The 19,124-nt window shown below is 41.8% G+C and carries 16 protein-coding genes; 13 read left to right on the top strand and 3 right to left on the bottom strand.

From position 1 onward, the window contains the following. Position 1: 1 nt before the first annotated feature. Together ACNQGS_RS18730 and ACNQGS_RS18725 are read right to left on the bottom strand one after the other, a co-directional pair. Positions 2 to 1,573 (bottom strand): PucR family transcriptional regulator, encoded by a 1,572-nt coding sequence (locus ACNQGS_RS18730; protein ID WP_491488661.1) that lies wholly within the window; start codon positions 1,571 to 1,573, stop codon positions 2 to 4. Between the two features lie 15 nt (positions 1,574 to 1,588). Continuing rightward, positions 1,589 to 2,149: a 4Fe-4S dicluster domain-containing protein gene (locus ACNQGS_RS18725; RefSeq protein WP_491488660.1), complete on the bottom strand. Its 561-nt coding sequence runs from the start codon at positions 2,147 to 2,149 to the stop codon at positions 1,589 to 1,591. Positions 2,150 to 2,281: 132 nt separating this feature from the next. Between ACNQGS_RS18725 and ACNQGS_RS18720 the strand changes: the two genes are divergently transcribed. From ACNQGS_RS18720 to ACNQGS_RS18670, 11 genes are all read left to right on the top strand, one after another. Beyond that, positions 2,282 to 4,327, top strand: coding sequence for a molybdopterin-dependent oxidoreductase (locus tag ACNQGS_RS18720; protein WP_491488659.1), 2,046 nt, complete (start codon positions 2,282 to 2,284; stop codon positions 4,325 to 4,327). A gap of 416 nt (positions 4,328 to 4,743) precedes the next feature. Further along, positions 4,744 to 4,986, top strand: a complete 243-nt coding sequence (locus ACNQGS_RS18715) for a lipoprotein (RefSeq protein ID WP_491488658.1) — start codon at positions 4,744 to 4,746, stop codon at positions 4,984 to 4,986. Continuing rightward, on the top strand, positions 4,979 to 5,599 hold the full coding sequence (locus tag ACNQGS_RS18710; RefSeq protein ID WP_491488657.1) for a TorD/DmsD family molecular chaperone: 621 nt from the start codon (positions 4,979 to 4,981) through the stop codon (positions 5,597 to 5,599). The genes ACNQGS_RS18715 and ACNQGS_RS18710 overlap by 8 nt, the downstream gene beginning before the upstream one ends. After that, entirely contained in the window at positions 5,593 to 7,794 is a 2,202-nt protein-coding gene (locus ACNQGS_RS18705) for a molybdopterin-dependent oxidoreductase (RefSeq protein ID WP_491488656.1), read from the top strand. Before ACNQGS_RS18710 ends, ACNQGS_RS18705 begins: the two co-directional genes overlap by 7 nt. A gap of 12 nt (positions 7,795 to 7,806) precedes the next feature. After that, positions 7,807 to 8,370, top strand: a complete 564-nt coding sequence (locus ACNQGS_RS18700; protein WP_491488655.1) for a 4Fe-4S dicluster domain-containing protein — start codon at positions 7,807 to 7,809, stop codon at positions 8,368 to 8,370. Beyond that, entirely contained in the window at positions 8,370 to 9,173 is an 804-nt protein-coding gene (locus tag ACNQGS_RS18695) for a dimethyl sulfoxide reductase anchor subunit family protein (RefSeq protein WP_491488654.1), read from the top strand. Before ACNQGS_RS18700 ends, ACNQGS_RS18695 begins: the two co-directional genes overlap by 1 nt. 77 nt (positions 9,174 to 9,250) lie before the next feature. Beyond that, positions 9,251 to 10,348 carry a 4Fe-4S dicluster domain-containing protein gene (locus tag ACNQGS_RS18690; protein WP_491488653.1) on the top strand — a complete coding sequence of 366 codons (1,098 nt, stop codon included), beginning with the start codon at positions 9,251 to 9,253 and terminating at the stop codon, positions 10,346 to 10,348. A 26-nt stretch (positions 10,349 to 10,374) separates the two neighbouring features. After that, positions 10,375 to 10,743 (top strand): hypothetical protein, encoded by a 369-nt coding sequence (locus ACNQGS_RS18685; RefSeq protein ID WP_491488652.1) that lies wholly within the window; start codon positions 10,375 to 10,377, stop codon positions 10,741 to 10,743. A 253-nt stretch (positions 10,744 to 10,996) separates the two neighbouring features. After that, on the top strand, positions 10,997 to 12,364 hold the full coding sequence (locus tag ACNQGS_RS18680) for an FAD-binding oxidoreductase (RefSeq protein WP_491488651.1): 1,368 nt from the start codon (positions 10,997 to 10,999) through the stop codon (positions 12,362 to 12,364). Positions 12,365 to 12,476: 112 nt separating this feature from the next. Next, entirely contained in the window at positions 12,477 to 12,647 is a 171-nt protein-coding gene (locus tag ACNQGS_RS18675; protein WP_491488650.1) for a hypothetical protein, read from the top strand. A 391-nt stretch (positions 12,648 to 13,038) separates the two neighbouring features. After that, positions 13,039 to 13,413, top strand: coding sequence for a hypothetical protein (locus ACNQGS_RS18670; RefSeq protein ID WP_491488649.1), 375 nt, complete (start codon positions 13,039 to 13,041; stop codon positions 13,411 to 13,413). A gap of 125 nt (positions 13,414 to 13,538) precedes the next feature. Here ACNQGS_RS18670 and ACNQGS_RS18665 read toward each other — a convergent pair whose 3' ends face one another. Next, positions 13,539 to 15,017, bottom strand: a complete 1,479-nt coding sequence (locus ACNQGS_RS18665) for a SulP family inorganic anion transporter (RefSeq protein ID WP_491488648.1) — start codon at positions 15,015 to 15,017, stop codon at positions 13,539 to 13,541. Positions 15,018 to 15,454: 437 nt separating this feature from the next. Here ACNQGS_RS18665 and ACNQGS_RS18660 point away from each other — a divergent pair, with 437 nt between their 5' ends. Together ACNQGS_RS18660 and ACNQGS_RS18655 are read left to right on the top strand one after the other, a co-directional pair. Then, on the top strand, positions 15,455 to 15,610 hold the full coding sequence (locus ACNQGS_RS18660) for a hypothetical protein (protein WP_213119337.1): 156 nt from the start codon (positions 15,455 to 15,457) through the stop codon (positions 15,608 to 15,610). Positions 15,611 to 16,131: 521 nt separating this feature from the next. Further along, the gene (locus ACNQGS_RS18655) at positions 16,132 to 18,717 is read left to right on the top strand and encodes a PBP1A family penicillin-binding protein (protein WP_491488647.1); all 2,586 of its coding nucleotides are present in this window, start codon (positions 16,132 to 16,134) and stop codon (positions 18,715 to 18,717) included. Positions 18,718 to 19,124: the final 407 nt, after the last annotated feature.

Here is a 19,124-nt window from a genome sequence, read left to right as displayed (position 1 = left end):
CTCATTTCAGCATTTTCATAATTTTTAAGGCAACATCAATTTTGACAAGGTCATCTAAGAGATTAAAATCTACATTTAGGAGAGATTCAATTTTTTTGATTCGTTTTCTTAATGTGTTTGGATGGATAAACAACTGTTCAGCGGTTGTATTTATATCCGCATTATTCGTGAAGAACGCTTCTACTGTTTCAAGGTAGAAATCCTCATTCTCTTGATCTAGGGCGATCAACTCACCCAATGTTTCTTGATAATAATCATGTAAAATATCATTATGGATGTTGGCCAGCAGCCTCGCGATGCCAATGTCCTCAAAATGAAGAACAGCGCGGCGCTTCTTTTCATATTTCCCGAGCTCCAGTGCAACTTTCGCTTCATAAAAGCTTCGAAAACATTCCATATTCGATGGATGCTGCCGCCCTAGGCCGATCTGGAAGTCGATGCCTGGAAATGAGTGTGCGAGACTGTGGTGGATTTTTCCAGCCAATGAAACCATAAATTCTTTTCGATTTGTTCCCGTCACGGCAGGCGCGTCAAAGACAATCAGGACAATGAACCCTTGGATGGGAAAGGCAATCAGAGTAAGAAAATTTGCCTGTACGCACGAGCGAATTTGACTGATGATTTCATTTTGGTCAATTGTACCGGTGAAATTCGCGGCCACATCCATGCGCAGCGCCATTAATTGAGTTGGTTTCGTGAAGTCCCAGCCCCATTGCCTGCCCAAATGGATTAACGTTTGCTCTGATTCAATATTGTTATATAAGAGATTTGTCAAAAATTGTTCTTTGTATGATTGATGGGCGCGAAGAACAGCTTCTTCGCTTTTTAACAAAGAAATAATCGCAGGTATTGCATGTGTCAGCTGTTCAATCGTTACGTCAAGCATCATGCCAGGACGTACTTGGATGGACATGAAGCCATAAAGCTGTTCCCCTGACTTTAGCCGCATTAGGAGATACTCCTCGGTGCCGTTCTTCAGCATGAATAAAAGATCGGACCGTGACTTTACTTGCTGATAGTAGCTTGTTTGAAGGTCTTTTCTTTGTTCCTCCGGGCCAGCTTCTCCACTCCATTTTCGGATATAAAAATGTTCATTTAACAGCTGAATCTCTTCGCCAATGATCAATCCCAATCTTGACAAAAGCCCGTTCAATCCGTTTCTTTGCCCGAATTGAAGCCAATAATTCGTTGAACGCTCCCAAACAAAATGGAACAATCCCATCGATTTAAGCTGCTGCAAATCGGCCAGTGATTTTTTCAAACTGTCTGGATTTGAAATGGCTACACCAAGAATAGGCTTACCAATGGTTTCAGCCATATCCAAAATTGCTGGAGAGAGGAGAAGATCCTGAGCCCCATACATAAGGATCCCTTGAATATTTGGATGTGTTAGGTAATCAGCCAACTGTAAATCGGCGTCGCTGGACTTTGGCAGTAGTAACAGGTTTGCTTCCTCAAATACGTCGGAAGGTGTTGCTGCCCGCAAAATAAATCGATCTTTTCCCTTCCATCCGGCCATGATTTCCGCATGGTCAAAAGGGGAGGAGCTAATGATTTCCTGAATGCTCAACATGCTGCATTCCTCCTTCTATTGACAGCTCCAAAAATGCTGAATTTCTTCCTTCCGTGTTTGAAAGCGAATGGAAGGGTTGGTGACTTTTTTCATTTCGAAGCCATGGATGGCTTTTTCACAATGGGCATTTTTTGGATCGTAAATATCTATGATTTCAATCGCTTTAACCGGACAGGCCGAGACGCAAATCGGTGCCTTGGAATGCATCTGGCGCTCGTAGCACATATTGCATTTATCTGCTTTCGCCGTAATCGGGTTAATGGTAATCGCGTCAAATGGACATGCGGTCACACACTTTCCGCAGCCCGAACACTTGGCTTGATCAATCAAAACAATCCCGTTCGGCTTCTTTTTGATACACATTTCCGGGCAGACCGCGAGACAGGCGGGATTTTGACAGTGGTTGCACGCCATTGAAAAATGGTGAAAGCTGTGCTCGTTTTTGGCATCATCCGTAACCGCATGAATTTTTCTCCGAAAGGTATCTTCATAACCATGTTCATTTTTACAGGAGAATTCACAGGAACGGCATCCCAGACATTTTTCAATATGGACAAGAAAACCAAGTTGTTTCATAAAATGATCACCTTTTTAGCCCCAATCAAATAAGTTTTCCTTTTATACTTAGTATAAATAGTTTTAATACAACGGATTTGCGCAATATCGTACAAGTTTTTAACAATTTATCATCGAAAGGAGATGGATGCGGTGGACAAGACGTACTCGATCACCCGCCATATTTGTCCCCGCAATTGCTATAGTTCCTGCAGCATGCTGGGGTATACGGTCAATGGCCGATTAACCAAGGTTTCCGGGGATCCAAAGCATGGCTACACAAACGGGCTCTTATGTGCCAAAGGATATAATTATTTGCAGCATGTTTACCATCCCGACCGGCTGAAATATCCAATGCGGCAGGTACCGCGGGGAAGCGGAAATTGGCAGCGGATTTCTTGGACCGAGGCAATCGACCTTATAGCAGAAAAAATCATAGAGCTCTATCAGCGCTATGATTCACACCTTTCGTTAGCCTTAAATAAATATTCTGGGAATATGGGCATCCTGCATCATGCAATGGAGGGCTTCTTTAACGGGCTTGGGAAAACCTCACGGGCAATCGGCAATCCATGCTGGTCACCTGGTATGGATGCACTGTATTATGATTTCGGCGAACACCACACGTCTGATATGGCGGATGTCCGTCATGCGAAAACGATTATCTTGTGGGGGATTAATCCTGTTTGGACCTCGATCCATTCGATGCCATATATTCTGGCTGCCAAGCAGCGAGGGGCGAAGGTGATTACGATTGATCCAGTCTACACGGAGACGGCGAAGAAGTCGGATGCTTATATTCAGATTAAGCCGCGGAGTGATGGGGCACTGGCACTTGCGATTGCCAAGTACATTTTTGAGCATAACTTGCATGATGCTGAATTTATCAGCCAACACACGCATGGATGGACGGAATTAACAGAATACCTAAAGCACTGTTCAATGGAGGAGGCGCTGCAGCAATGCGGGCAAACGATGGAAGCAATCCAATTCTTGGCAGAGTCACTTTCAAAAAATAAACCGGCCTATATTTGGGGAGGGTTTGGCATGCAGCGCCACCAAAATGGCGGACAAAATATTCGTGCAATCAATGCTCTTGCGGCGATTACGGGGAATCTGGGCAGGAAGGGGAGCGGCGTTCAATTCGCACAGCGGGCGACCTGGAAATTCAGCTATAACATTCTCAAAGCTGAACCGAATAATAGACCGACAGGAGTCCGGCCGCTTGATTTTAATGATTTCGCAAATGAATTGCAAAAGCATCAGGATCCTCCCGTGAAATTTCTTTGGATTACGAGCAGGGATTTACTGACCCAAAGCGGGGATATTGGAAAGCTGAAGCAATCTCTGCAAGCATTGGAGTTAATCGTCACGCTGGAACATTTTTTAACCGAGACCGCAGCCTTTTCTGATATTGTGCTGCCCGCGACCACGCAATTTGAGGAGTGGGATGTGCTTCCGAGTTATTGGCATCATTGGATCAGCATCAATCAGCCGGCCATCAGTCCCTACTATGAAAGCAAGAGTGAGTTGGAGATCGCACGGATGCTTTCCAAACGGTTAAATGAGTACCAGGAAAGTTTCAGTGCTTTTCCAACGGACCTAACGGATGAGGAATTTATTGACCAGGAATTTACAGATGATTTTTACCAGTCGTTGCAAATTCAAGATTGGCGGGAATTGCTGAACGGTCCACGCAGGGTCAATCTTCCGAAAACAGCATGGGAAACCTTAGAATTCAAAACGCCTTCAGGGAAAATGGAGCTTTTCTCAACACAGGCAGAAAACGAACAGCTCTCGCCTTTTGGAATGGCCCTGCAAAAAAAGCAAACTAGAGAGGAATATCCCTATCTCCTATTGTTAAATCATGAGCCATTTCGAATCAATTCGCAATTTCAAAACCTGCATTCCTATAAGCAAATCAATCCGGAGCCATGCATCTATCTGCATCCTACCCTGGCAAAGGACAAAGGGATTCAGTCTAATTCACTGATCAAACTGTTCAATGCTAATGGAGCAATTACAATTCGCACCAAATACTCAGAGGATGTAGAGTATCAAACACTCGTGATTCATCCCAATCATCCCTTGATTAATCAGCTAATCAGCTTTATTCCTGCTGATATGGGGAAAAGAGTCACCGGCGGAAACGGGAACGCGCTTAATGATCTGTATGTTAATATTGAAAAACTCTATTAAAAAAGTATGGATGGTTTCAGTTGCTGGAATCGAATTCCATACTTTTCTTTTTTTTGCTCGTTTTAAAAGATTATTGCTAATAGGGATTCGCAAATAAAAGGCTAGGTTTCTTCGCAAATAAAACAGTGATATTCGCAAATAAATGTTCAGCTTCCGCAAATAAAAATCAGGAATGGTGCTCTTCATTTTAGATTCGCAAATAAAACTCGTATAATCGCAAATAAAAGTGCTGGATTCATAAATTCTTTTTTTATAAAAATGTGTCGGAAATATTGTGAAAATATGAGCAAGATGTGACAAAAGCGTCGGCTTCATTCTTTTTACACCAGCGGCTTCGAAAGCTTGTAGATACTTCTACATTTGCTCACTCCTGAACATGGTATGCTGAATTCAACATCCTGAAGGGAGTTAAATCGATGATGAAAAAGTTTCTATTTCTCCTCCTTACTGTCATGATCGCAGGTTCACTGACCGGGTGCAGCGAGAAGGCAAATGATGATCTAAAAATGAAAATTCAATCCTCCGCTAATGAAAATTATCTGGGTAATCCGCATCCCATCGTGAAAGAGGAAATGAAATTAACTGAAGAAGAAAAAGTGGAATTCAATAAGCTTCAACAAGAAATCTTGTCCAAAAAAGAGGGCGAATCCAATGAATGAACCATTGATTGGCAAACAGCATGATCGATTCGAAATGTACCAGCTTTTTTGGCATTACTATCGAGGGGATTTGCTGAAATTAACTCATGGCGAATGGGGAACGGCTGCAGCCTTCCTTTCAAGCAAGCCAAGCCTAGTTCAGAATGAATGGGGAACAAAAGCGGTAAACCTGCTAGCTGGCATCAACGATCAAACACTCGAAACCTTCGAATATGATTATAACCGGCTGTTTGTCGGACCTAACAAATTACTAGCGTCTCCCTATGAGTCTAGCTATCGAAATATCGACGGAACCGTGATGCAGGCAGAGACATTGAAAGTACGTAACTTTTATTACCATGAAGGGCTGCAGGTAGACATGGAGGGGCAGATTCCTGATGATCATCTCCATTTAGAATTGGAATTTATACTACATGTAATCCGATTCGAGGAAAAGCAGGATATCTTGAGGCTGTTTTTGAAAAACCATCTTTTGAAATGGTATGAGGCTCACTGTAGCAGAATTGAGGAGCATAGCCGAAATCCGATTACTTTGGCGTTTGCCTATTTATTAAAAGGATTTTTGCAGCAGGAAAAATTATCAATAGAAGAAGAGGAGGCCGTCTTATGTTAACAGAATCGATTACACGCCGAAATTTCATAAAAGGTTCAGCTTCCTTAACGGCCCTTTTGGGACTGGGGACCGCCGGAAGTCAAGCGCCAAACGGGCTCGTTCAGAAAGCAGCTGCGAAAGCAAACGGAAAAGTGGAACAATTCTATAATGCCTGTCCGCGCAATTGCTATGATACATGTTCTATTTTAACTACGGTGGAGGACGGCAGAATTACCTTTATCACCGGAAATGAAAAAAATAACTATACAAAAGGACGCCTTTGTGTAAAGGGAAATACGTATCCCCGCGTGGTCTACTCACCTGACCGGATTAAATATCCAATGCGGCAAAAGGGCCGGGGAAGCGGGAACTGGGAACGGATTAGCTGGGATGAAGCGTACACGATCATTGCCAAAAAGATTTTGGAAATTAAAAAGGAATACGGCAGCACATTGCCAATCTGTCTAAATAAATATTCAGGCAACTTTAATATTCTAAACTATGCAACAGAAGGCATGCTGTCAAGTATCGGCTATACAACCCGTGCTCAGGGAACGCCATGTGATCCAGCCGGTTCGGATGCCCAAGGATTCGATATGGGCGCTCCCTATAATAACGATCCGGAGCAATTTCTCGACGCAAACTATATCATCCTTTGGGGAGCTAACCCTGCCTGGACCTCGGCACACTCGATGTATTTTATTGAGCAGGCGAAGGAGCGCGGGACAAAGCTAGTCGTAATAGACCCGCTGATTACCCAAACAGCCTCCAAAGCCGATGAGTACGTCCAGGTGAAAGCAAGTACAGATGGGGCGCTGGCACTGGGCATGATCCGCTATATTTTCGATCATCAATTGTATGACAGAGATTGGGTGACCGCAAATTCAATTGGTTTCTCAGAATTTTTCAGTTATGTAAACAAGAATATTACCGTTGAATGGGCGGCGGAAAAAACCGGCGTTCCACAGCCGGTCATTGAACGCTTGGCACGTGAATACGCGACAGCCAAACCAGCCAACATTTGGATTGGTTTCGGGATGCAGCGCCACGTAAACGGCGGTGCCATGGTCCGGGCCATCGATGCCCTTGCCGCGATTACTGGAAACATCGGCAAACGAGGCGGCGGTGTCAACTATATTGGCGAAGAAACATGGGGCTTCAATTACTATACGATGGGCTTTGAAGCACCAGAAGGAAGCGGTGGCAACGAGGATCGTTATGTGAATATGAACAATTTCGGAGCCCAGGTGTTAGCAGCCGATGAACCGCCGATTAAGATGATGTGGATTGCCTGCCGTAACCCGTTAGCGCAAGATCCGGAACCGACCGTTGTCAAAAAAGCGTTTGATCAAATGGATTTGGTCGTGACAGCCGATTTATATATGACGCAAACCGTTGAATATTCCGACATTGTTTTGCCTGTCACAACCCCGTTTGAGTCGGTCGGAATCAATGTTAGCTACTGGCACTATTGGATGAATGTTAACGAACAAGCGATTAAACCACTCTATGAAGCAAAGAGCGACTTAGAAATCGCCATGGGTCTATCGAAAAAATTAAACCAGCTGAGTCCCGGTTCTTGTACATTTCCAACCTCAGGCGACCCGCAGGATTGGGTCGAAAAAGAGTTAAATGATGAAATAAAAGAGTTGTTTAACATCGAGAGCTGGGAAGACCTCAGGAAAAAAGGCGGCACGGTAAAAGCAAATGAACGGATTACAGTTGCTTGGGAGGACTTAGAGTTTAGAACACCCTCAGGCAAATATGAATTTTATTCAAAACAAGCGGTTGAATACGGCCATCACCCGCTGCCTGTATTTACAGAACCGTATCAAACACCGAAGGAATATCCGATTCGCTGTATGTCGCCGCACTGGAAATTTGGCATCCACAGCCAATTTCAGCATCAAGATTGGCTGATGGCCATTCAAGATCATCCATTCCTCGAGATCCATCCAGAGCTGGCCAGGAAAAAGGGAATCCAGAACGATGGTATTTTGAAAATCATCAATGAAACTGGTTATATGACATTGCCAGCCAAAATCACCAAGATGGTGCCGCCGGATACCGTTGTGATGTATGAGGGCTGGTGGAAGGGCGTCAATTATACCGAGAATTTTACCGTAAAAGCGTTGGCGGAAGATATGGGGGAACACCTAAAAGGGCAGCGCGGCATTGCCTTTCACGATAACTTTGTCAACATTGAAAAAGCGTAAGGAGGAGCAACCATGGCGAAAAAGCTGGGGTTTTTAGTAAATATTGAGCGGTGCATCGGCTGTCACGCGTGTGAAATATCGTGTAAAAGTTTTTATCAGCTCGAACCGGAGATGCGGCGGCGCCGGGTAACGGAATTGCCGGAGGACCTTGTCGGTTCGCCTGTCCGGGCATTTGTATCAACCGCATGTAACCACTGCGAGGATCCGGCTTGCAAAAAGGCCTGCCCGGTTGGTGCCTATACGAAGCGAGAGGACGGCATTGTCGTCCATAATCAGGAATTGTGCATTGGCTGCCAAATGTGCGGCAAGGCCTGTCCATATAAAGTGCCCGTGTATAATCCAGTCAAAAAGAAGATGGACAAATGCAGCATGTGTTATGAGCGTTTAGATGTCGGCCAACAGCCAATCTGTGTGGAGAAATGTCCGTTGGAGGCGATTCAAATCGTCGATTATAATGAGGTCCAGCCCGCAAATGGAGTTAGTATCGTCCCGACATTTGCCGATCCTTCGATTACCCATCCAACGACACAGTTTATTTTGCCAAAGCCGGGCAAACAAACAAGGAGGTCATCGTAATGCATGAACTGCCACTCGTCATCTTTACAGTATTATCACAGCTAGCCGTCGGCGGGGTTGTGACGCTTTGGTGGATGGACCGGAAAAGCTCCATCCAACAGAAAACGGGATTGCTCATCTCGCTTTCGCTTGTCGTCATTGGCGGGATCGCTGTCATTGTCTCGCTGTTTCATTTAGGTCATCCATTTGCAGCTTACCGGGCTATTTTAAATATCAAGGTTTCCTGGCTCAGCCGCGAGGTCACCTTTTACGGCGCGTTTGTTGGTCTAAGTGTACTGTACAGTTGGTTTTGGTTGAAAGATGCAGCGGTCTGGCGCGGTATTACTGGCGCTCTCGCGGCAACCTTTGGCGGAATCGCGATCTTCTCTTCAGCTAAAATTTATATGATTCCAGCGATTCCCGCCTGGAATGGCATGACGACGATGCTGATGTTCTTTTTAACTTCGATTCTTTTAGGACCATTATTTGTAGGGGTGTTTTTAATCATTCGTGGGGAGTTGTCGGTGAAGATCACTACTTTTGTTCTATTTGGCTTCGTTACGGCAGCGATCGTGATGCTGCTCTATTTCTCAGGGCTTCAAGGAGGCCTGCCGCAAGCGGCTGAGAGCCTGCGATTGACAACGGGTCATTTGATCTTTTGGCTCCGGCTGTTCACTTTTGTCATCGCATTTGCCATTCTTGCGATCACCGCAATCGGCAAACAAAAGCACACGGGCGTCACCTACTCCGTGGTGTTCATGCTCCTATTAATCAGCGAATTCTTGGCCCGCTTTCAATTTTACGAAACAGCCGTTCATTTGTAGGTAAGTGATGCATGGGGACGGTTCTCATGCCTCATTTTTTAGATAGTTTTATAAGCTAGAGAGGAGGCTGGTTTGGAATGAATTTAATGACTTGGGTAAAGGCGATTGAGAAAAAAACTAACGCACTCGTGATTGAACCAAATCTTTGTACACGGTTGATATCGCCAAAAAGTACATGCCGGGAGTGTGTTGTTTATTGTCCAACAAACTGCATCACTTTTAAGAAAGATTCGATAGAGATTAGTGATTCCTGTTTAGAATGTGGATTATGTACAACCGTTTGTCCAACCAGCGCACTTTCCTCAAACCGGCCTTCTCTCCAGCATTTGGTCGAAGAAGTTTTGCACACATGCAAAAATAGCGAACACGTTTATTTGCATTGCCAAAGAAATCCCATTAAAGAGGAAGGGGTAGTTGCGGTGGCTGTGCCGTGCCTTGGCAGCATACCACGAGAAGCCTGGTTAACCTTTCTTGAGGAATGTGACAATCTATCGATTCACCTTCCAGACGGGGGCTGCGAGGGCTGTGAAATCAAACAGGGAGAAGCGGTATGGGAAAGAGAATTGGCTGCCGCCGAAGGAATGAGCGGAAAGCGGCTTGACATGGCTTTTGCCGTAAGGAAGTCAACGGAAATGGAAGAGCTGGATCAAGGGAAGCGCTCCCTATTTTATTCAGTATGGAGAGAATGGAAGGCCGTTCATAAGCTTGCAGTGAAAGAGGCTCTTGGAAGCGGAGAAATCAAACCATACCAGGCAAAGCTCAAGAACGATTCGGCTTCGCTCATTCGAAAAGAATGGAAGGAGGCAGCCAATGGTGTAATGGAAAGGGTTTTTAAAGAATCCACCTACCCCTATCAGGTGAAGCGAAACCTGCTGTTGGAACAACTAATCAAAAATAAGGACCTGCAAACAGTAAAGAATGTTCGGTTGCCAATGATCTTGTCTGATTGCACTTTGTGCGGAGCCTGTTCGATTCTCTGTCCCACCAATGCATTGATCCAAGAAACAGAAAATGGCGTCACACAGATTAAGCTCAATCCAGCAAATTGCGTCGATTGCAAACTCTGTGAGGAAATCTGCTATTTCAAGCAAATACAATTAGTAGAAGCAGAGAATCGCGTGTTGTTAAAGGGACAAGGAAGGGAATCGGTGCTGTTTCGAGCGGAAATACAATAATAATTTTGGGGTCAGTCTCTCGGTCATTGAACGCTTTGATGCACTGGGGGACTGGCCCCATTTTTCTAACTATTGATTTACTGTTTCCGAATTACCTTGAATTAAAGCAAATTGTTGAATTGTTAGTAAGAATGCATGAAAAACTTGAAGCTATGGATGGCAGACAGCTAAGAACGGAAGAAAAACTTGAAGCTATGGATGGCAGACAGCTAAGAACGGAAAGTAAGCTTAATGCAATGGATAATAGACTGCATAGTACGGAAATTAAACTTACCGCAATTGATGATAAACTCGAAATGGTATATGCAACGGTAAAAAGGATTGAGACCCAAACGGAAGATGTACTAGCTCTTTTGCAACTACAGAAAAAGAAACTCGATTTTGAAATGGAATAAATTAACAATAGGTGAACTGAAATGGAAAAAAGAATAAATTAAACAAAACAAGTGCCAGAGATCCTCAAGAAAAAGTGGGGAAGCCTGGCATTTTGTGTTTATTTTAGACTTAAATGCTTTTAATATCTTATACACCTTGCTCCAATTAATTAGTAAATGGATTCAGTGAAGATTCAAAAAAGTCACACTTCTATTGGCGGAAAATGGTATATTAGTACTGGGTCATTATATCTAATATAAGGAGCGTGTTAATGTGTTTAATATACTTGAAAATCAGATTGGTAGTCGATTACTGCTGCCGGGAAATGAACGCTATGAAGAAACAAGAAAAGTTTGGAATACGGCATTAGATAAAAAGCCGGCGGCCATTGTCGTTTGTGAAACAGAGGAAGACGTGGTTGCAGGAGTTCAGTTCGCAAAGGAAAATCATCTATCCATCTCCATTCGCGGTGGCGGGCATCATGTTGGCGGCTTTGCGGTTTGTGAGGGAGGCTTGATGATTGATTTATCACAAATGCGGAACGTAACCGTGGATGAATCTAGACAAGTGGCACTCGTAGAAGGTGGCGCTACACTTGGGGATATCGACCTTGAGACGCAAAAATATGGATTAGCGGTACCGACTGGCACAGTATCTGAAACAGGTGTAGCTGGTCTCGCTTTGAATGGCGGACTTGGTTATTTAAGAGGAAAGTATGGTTTAACATGTGATAATATCGTTGGTGCAAGAGTGGTAACAGCAGACGGTGCAGCCATTGATGTGAATGAAGACAACTATCCTGACCTGTTTTGGGCTATCCGTGGAGGTGGCGGCAATTTTGGTGTCGTCACAAAATTTGAATTTGACTTACATAAAGTAGGACCAGAAGTATATGCCCTAGACGTCATGTACGATTTTAAAGATGCAAAAGGCATTATTCAAAAGCTGCAAGCATTCTTGGAACAAGCTCCTGATGAGGCAGTTTCTATTAATCTAACGGCAACCGTATTGCCGCCTGCTCCGTTTTTACCAGAATTCTTACATTTTAAAAAGGTCATTATGTTTACAGGAATATACGCTGGAGTTGTATCAGAGGGTGAATCTACTTTAAAGCCGCTGCGCGAATTGGCAGAACCAATCATGGATCATACAGGTGTAATGCCATTTGCAGAATACCAAAAGAAGCTTGACCCGATGGTACCTGAACACGTTCGTGTTTATGGAACCTCGTTGCACTTTGATCAACTAACGGACGTAATTATTGACCAGCTTCTATATAAAATCGATAATGCACCTGCTCCAAGTATTTTGGTACAGCTATGGGCACTTGGCGGAGAGATGAACCGAGTACCTGCAACGGCTACACCTTATGCTATTAGGGATGCGAAATTTGTCCTGTTGGTTGATTGCATGGCTATGGCAGGGGATGACGATCTTTGTAAACAATGGATCGATTCTGTCTACGGTGGATTGCTGCCATTTTCCCATAAGAAGGCATCCTATCTCAATGCAATTGGTGAAAATGAACAGGCAACAACAAATGCATTTCAAGAAAACTATGCAAGATTGGTAGAGATTAAGGAAAAATACGATCCAGAAAATCTTTTCCGACACAACCATAATATAAAGCCATCCAATTAAGTGGCAGAATAGTAGTTGATAATAGCCTGAAAGAGATATAGGATTGATTTTCGAGGTCGCTTGCTACACTTTGGGAACAAGGATTAACCCATAATGAGTTAATCCTTGTTGCATGTTAAATAGAAGTAATTTAATTATCATTAATCCAAACGAAGTGGATCTTCGGACAAAACCGGTGAAAAAAGCAGAGGAACTGTCCGAACCTGGGGTCCCTTCGGACAAAACTGGTGAAAGAAACAGAGAAACCGTCCGAACCTGGGGTCCCTTCGGACAAAACCGGTGAAAAAAGAAGAGGAATTGTCCGAACGAAGTGAATCTTCGGACAAAACTGGTGAAAGAAACAGAGAAACCGTCCGAACCTGGGGTCCCTTCGGACAAAACTGGTAAAAAAAGCAGGGGAACTGTCCGAACGAAGTGGATCTTCGGACAAAACAGGTAAAAAAGCAGGGGAACTGTCCGTAAGAAGGGTTTCTTCGGACAAAACCGGTGAAAAAAGCAGAGGAATTGTCCGAACTAAGTAGAAATTCCGAAAAAATATCCGCCGATCAGTGTTTCCGGTAGTTTAATAGCGAATTCGTATATCTCCCTGTGGAAATGATTGGTAGTACCTTGCTATCTGTTGTAAAATAGGCCTAATCAGTTGTCATCTCTCGATATTAAGGTAGGTGTTCCTCATGGGGAAATGGGTTAGGACAGGAACGATTGTATTAATTTTATTCGGAGTCCTAATGATTTATCTGAAGGATGTTTATTATCCTGCTCTTCCAATCGATTCAGTTTCAAAATCGGAAGTAATAAACAAGGTGAATAAATCCAATGGAAATATTGTTAAAATCACAGATGAAGACAGTTACCAATGGTATATATCAGAAATGAAACAAGGGAGAGCGTATGAAAATTTAAAAAGATTGATGGAAGATAAAGGCTGGTTTTTTAAAGAACAACTAGGTTCGGGCTTTGTTTTTCAAAATGAGCAAGGGGAAATAATGGTTTCCAGTGAAATGTGGACCAGAAAATATGTAATCTTTCATTTTCCGAAAGGTATATAATGACCATGTTTCAAGATATATTAGCAAACGATAATTATATTATGTTAATCAAAAACTACCCACTCAATAGTTTACAATTTTATGAGGATAAAAAAGAACACACTGAATCAGTGTGCTCTTAAACATTAATGACCAGCAACTTTCTCAAGTCCACCAGGCTTGTTATGAACGGCAATTTTATCAATAAGTTTAATACTTTCCGTATTTAATCCTTTTAAATGAACTTTGACACCGTTTTGATGATACTTAATGACCACTTTGTCAATCGCTCCAACCGCCGAGTCATCCCAGAGGTGAGCATTTGATAAATCAATATCAATCTCATTAACAGCTTCTTTATAATCAAAACTGCTGACAAAGTCTGTTACGGAAGCAAAGAAAAGTTGACCAGAAACATGATAAACCTTCTTATGAGAACCTTTTGCAGAAAGACTAGTTACTTTTACTTTTGAAATTTTTGAGGCAAAGAAAATAGCACTTAAAATAATTCCTACCAATACGCCTAAAGATAAGTTATGGGTTTTTACAACTGTCAAAACGGTCACAATCATAACAATCGTGTCTGTAACCGGAATTTTTCTGATTGCTTTTAAGCTAGACCAATCAAATGTACCGATTGAAACCATAAACATGACACCGACTAATGCAGCCATTGGAATCTGTACGAGGAAGCCTTGCAGCGAAACAATAAGTGTTAATAAAAACGCACCCGCAACAAATGTAGATAAACGGCCTCTACCGCCAGACTTAACATTAATAACGGTTTGTCCAATCATCGCACATCCAGCCATACCGCCGAACAAACCAGATACGATATTGGCAATCCCTTGGCCACGCGCTTCTTTGTTTTTATCACTTTCTGTATCGGTCATGTCATCAACAATAGAAGCCGTAAGAAGGGTTTCCACTAATCCAACAGCAGCGATCGATAAGGAATACGGAAAAATAATTTGCAACGTCTCAAAGTTAAATGGTATGTCTGGAATTAAAAATGCAGGTAATTTAGACGCTAATTCACCCATATCTCCAACAGTACGAACATCACTGCCCGTAAAAATTGCGATGGCTGTAATAACAATAATGGCTACTAATGGCGATGGAACAGCTTTCGTAAATCGAGGCAGGATATAAATAATCGCTAAAGCCCCAGCAACCATCGCATACATTTGCCATGATGCACCTTTGAACTGAACAAGTTGAGCCATAAAAATTAAAATCGCAAGAGCATTGACAAAGCCTGTCATAACCGAGCGAGGCACAAATTTCATTAAACGACCTAACTTTAAAGCTCCCATAATGATTTGGATGACACCAGTTAATATTGTGGCAGCCAGTAAATATTGCAACCCGTGGTCTTTCACTAATGTCGTCATCAATAATGCTGTTGCACCCGTAGCAGCTGAAATCATCCCAGGTCTGCCACCAACAAAAGCAATGGTAACCGCAATACAAAACGAAGCATATAATCCAACCATTGGGTCGACACCAGCAATGATGGAAAAGGCAATTGCTTCCGGAATTAAAGCCATTGCAACCACTATCCCAGAAAGAATATCTCCCTTGATATTTCCAAACCATGAATATTTAATTGTGTTTACATTCAAACTGAGCACATCTCCCTTTATTTTGTTATTTTTTTTTGACTTTCAACTCTCATGAAAGTCGGGGCCGTTGTTAACAAAACAAAGTATAAGCGAATGTGACAAATTTGTGAAATCCCATGAAAACGGACACAAATTACTGATTCTTTTTCATCCTCTATTTTTCTTTGATTTTCGTCACAACCACTACTTTTTAGTGAAAATTCAACGGAACAGGAAGAAACATTTTTTTGCAGTATAATCCCAATAAGTATGTTGGATGCGAAGGCGGTCAAACCAAGCCGCTTGCAGTTTGCAGACCGTACTAGAAGATACAAATAAATTTAACAAAATTCCCCTTAACCTGTTAAAATGAAACCATATACTACTAGTGAGACCCAAATAATGCTAATCCGGTGGATTGCCCAAGGAAAATGTGAAGGTGATAGGGGAGATATATAGTGAAAAAGAGGTCAAGGTTGCGCAGACGTATTCGGGAATGGCTAAATAAAAGACGAGTGCGGAAAGAAGAAAACCCGCTCCCTAGTTTTTCAAACCGTAGTATAAATGACCGTCAGCAGCAATTAAACAAGCCGGAAGAATTGTCTAATGATTAACCAACTAACCTAAGGAAATGGCTGATATCAGTTCAAAAAAATAGGTCCAAACAAAAATGACGTGTGCTAATACACGTCATTTTGAGTTTTATTAAGAAATCATGAATGAAAAGTTAATAAGGTAAAGTATTTCCTTTTTTAGATTTAGTTATTAAAATCATGAGCAATACATGCATAGGTTTATTGACGATTTTATTGAATTTGATGCACTATAAAAAAACTTTCTTTTAAGGCAAATGTTACGATTTGTTATGATTTGATAGAGCTGGAGATAATAATACCTATACCTTTTCCGCTTTTCTGAAGGAAACTAACCCTGCATTTTCGAAGAACTTCAAGTGCTTAGTATAAAATAGTGAAGATATATCGAAAGGTTTCTGCTGATTTTTTACGGTTTTCTCACCCATTGAAAGTTCTTGGATGATAGCAACTTTTATTTTAAAAACACCACAGGAACGGTTCGCCTCGTTCAAATCGGGCCACAGTCTTGTCCATGGTCTTGAAAGGTAGGAGAAAGAAACATGACAGAAAATGATTGGTCTCGGACTGACCGGAGAAAAAACATACAAGAACAACAACAAAGTTCTTCAAAACAGGATGAGAATAAGAGGCCAAGAAGAGGATTTTGGAAAAAATTCTTATACATTTGTCTTACACTAGGCATTGTACTGTTCTTGTTTGGAGTGGGCGCTTTTTACTGGATCATTAAAGACGCTCCTAAGTTTGACGAAACGCTATTAAAGGATCCTTTATCTTCCAAACTTATTGCTAGTGATGGGAAAACCGTCATTGCCGAAATCGGTAAAGAGAAACGGAATGAAATTAATACTAAGCAAATACCTGATGTCTTAAAAAATGCTGTTTTGGCCACAGAGGATGCCCGTTTTTATCAGCATCATGGAATTGATGTTAAACGTACTCTTGTTGCTGTTTGGACAAATATTACGACTGGTTCTTCTCAAGGCGGCAGTACGATTACACAGCAAGTTGTGAAAAATTCTTTCTTATCAATTGAAAAAACCCCTACAAGAAAAGTGCAGGAATGGTATTTAGCCATTCAATTAGAAAAAAAGTTCTCTAAGGATCAAATCCTAGAAATGTATTTTAACAAGAATTTATATGGCAATGATGTATATGGCGTCGCAAAAGCGGCCGAAAGGTTCTTCGGGCTTGGTCCCGATGAGTTAAATAAATTAACACTGGAACAAGCAGCACTCCTTGCCGGGATTCCACAAAGTCCCAATAACTATACACCTACTGTTGAAAATAATCTTGATGCAGCAGAAAAACGAAGAAATATGGTTCTTTATTATATGAATAGACATGGATATATTTCCAAATCAGAAATGGAGAAAGCACAAAGTACACCAATTGAAGATACATTAAATATTCAAAAAGCGGCATCAAATAAATATCAAGCCTTTGTTGATACTGCCATTTCAGAAGTACAAGAAAAAACAGGTGGGAATATTTTTGAAGATGGATTAGAAATTTATACTACCATTGACCCAAATATCCAGCAAGTTACGGAAGATGTTCTTTCAACAAATGATTATATCAATTTTCCTGATAATGATAAGCTGCAAACAGCTGTTATCATTACCGAGACTCAGACAGGAGCCATTAAAGCCATTGGCGGAGGAAGAAATTATCAAACCGGCAAATTTAACTATGCAACAAGGATTAAACGTCATCCTGGTTCTACGATTAAACCAATTCTTGACTACGGCCCAGCTATTGAAAAATTCAAATGGTCAACTGGACACATAATAAAAGATGAGAAGTATCAATACTCAAATGGAGCCCCTATTCGAAATGCAAGTCATACCTATGCAGGAGATAAAACGATTAGAGATCATCTGGCCTGGTCACGTAATATTCCTGCATTAAAAACATATCAGGAAGTAGGAGCAGACTATGCCACTGATTTTGCCAATAGCCTTGGTTTTCCTATTACAGAATCTCAAAAAGCAAATGAATCGAATGCAATAGGCGCCATTGATGCAGCATCTCCATTAAATATGGCTGGAGCGTATGCAGCTTTTGGGAATGGAGGTTACTATGCAGAACCATTTACTGTTTCCAAAATAATTTATCCCGATGGAACGGAAAAGAACTTAGCTTCAAGTAAAAAGAAAGTAATGGAAGACTCTACTGCCTTCCTCATCACAGATATGTTACGAACAGTGGTGGATTCAGGTACAGGAACCATGGCAAATGTTAGTAGTCTTGATATAGCTGGAAAAACAGGAACAACCAGCTTCGATCAATCAGCAATAGAGAAATACGGTTTACCTAATAATGCAACAAGAGATGCATGGTTCGTAGGTTATACACCGCAGTACACAGGTGCTGTTTGGACAGGCTACACAGAAACTACTTCTTCAGATGACTATTTAGGAAGCAAAAGCGAGAACTTCTCTAAATTAGCGTTTAAAGAGATTATGTCACGAGCAGCTACCAGCACGGAAGGATTTATACAACCAAGCAGTGTTGGAAAATTGGGCAAGGAATACTATGTACAAGGCGGAGAAAAGCCACCAGCACCTAAGATTGATAAACCAACCAATGTTCAGGCGAAATATGATGAAGCTTCAGATAGCATTCAATTATCATGGAATTATGCTTCTGAAACCAGTTCAGAAACAACCTTTGATGTTTCTTATACAGTGGATGGAATTACAACAAAACTAACATCTACAAATGAAAGCCAAGCAGTACTTCAAAGCCCGGAGAAAGGAAAATCATATACACTTACAATCGTTGCCATTTCTGAAGAGATAAAAAGTGATCCAGCATCTGTTTCAATAACAGTTGAAGAAAAAACAGAAGTGCCAAACAGTCCAACCAATTTGCAAGCTTACTTTGATAAAGACTCTAATAATATTGTTATTAAATGGGACAACAATAATGCTGTTACTCAAAATGTCAAATTTACCGTTTGGTTTACTGTGAATGGCCGTACGTATAGATTGAGGCCCATCACAGAAACACATGCAACGTTAAGTAAGCCTAAACCAGGTCAAACTTATGCCATTTCTGTTACAGCATCAAATGATGCAGGTACCAGTGCCCCGGCCGCTACTTCAGTTACAGTTGAATATTGATACTGAAAGTAGTAACGAGAAACACCACAGGGACGGGACGGGTTCATAAACTGGGGCAATCGGAAGTTTCGCCCGGAAAAAGGCACAACTAGTAGTTCTTAGCTAGTTGTGCCTTTGTTCTTCCACTAACGAATGCAGTTTAGTTAAATTAGAAATGGTCGAAGAAAGGCTTTTGTCTAATAACCTCAAGGGGTATCTTATTTGTCATGATGAAAGAATAAAAACTGGATGGGCCGAATAAATCATAGTGATCTTGTTTTTTTGTATTCTCAAAATAACTGATTGGAGTATTTCATTGAGAGTAGTCGTTATATGCCCGACAGTCGAAAATGAAGGTAATTTTTTTGCCAACTTTTAACTTTGAAGGATTACACTATACAGTGAGGAGATTGATTTTATGCAAGTTA

Source organism: Neobacillus sp. PVCKKU3, assembly GCF_058323225.1.
The sequence above is the reverse complement of the archived record's forward strand: the minus strand, read 5'-3'. Positions and strand labels throughout refer to the sequence as shown.

What these genes read in the sequence shown, in the direction of transcription:
- ACNQGS_RS18695 (WP_491488654.1), top strand. Translation starts at nt 8,370, where the DNA reads ATGCATGAACTGCCACTCGTCATCTTTACAGTATTATCACAGCTAGCC.
- ACNQGS_RS18715 (WP_491488658.1), top strand. Translation starts at nt 4,744, where the DNA reads ATGATGAAAAAGTTTCTATTTCTCCTCCTTACTGTCATGATCGCAGGT.
- ACNQGS_RS18730 (WP_491488661.1), bottom strand. Translation starts at nt 1,573, where the DNA reads ATGTTGAGCATTCAGGAAATCATTAGCTCCTCCCCTTTTGACCATGCG.
- ACNQGS_RS18655 (WP_491488647.1), top strand. Translation starts at nt 16,132, where the DNA reads ATGACAGAAAATGATTGGTCTCGGACTGACCGGAGAAAAAACATACAA.
- ACNQGS_RS18700 (WP_491488655.1), top strand. Translation starts at nt 7,807, where the DNA reads ATGGCGAAAAAGCTGGGGTTTTTAGTAAATATTGAGCGGTGCATCGGC.
- ACNQGS_RS18705 (WP_491488656.1), top strand. Translation starts at nt 5,593, where the DNA reads ATGTTAACAGAATCGATTACACGCCGAAATTTCATAAAAGGTTCAGCT.
- ACNQGS_RS18675 (WP_491488650.1), top strand. Translation starts at nt 12,477, where the DNA reads ATGTTAAATAGAAGTAATTTAATTATCATTAATCCAAACGAAGTGGAT.
- ACNQGS_RS18690 (WP_491488653.1), top strand. Translation starts at nt 9,251, where the DNA reads ATGAATTTAATGACTTGGGTAAAGGCGATTGAGAAAAAAACTAACGCA.
- ACNQGS_RS18710 (WP_491488657.1), top strand. Translation starts at nt 4,979, where the DNA reads ATGAATGAACCATTGATTGGCAAACAGCATGATCGATTCGAAATGTAC.
- ACNQGS_RS18670 (WP_491488649.1), top strand. Translation starts at nt 13,039, where the DNA reads ATGGGGAAATGGGTTAGGACAGGAACGATTGTATTAATTTTATTCGGA.
- ACNQGS_RS18725 (WP_491488660.1), bottom strand. Translation starts at nt 2,149, where the DNA reads ATGAAACAACTTGGTTTTCTTGTCCATATTGAAAAATGTCTGGGATGC.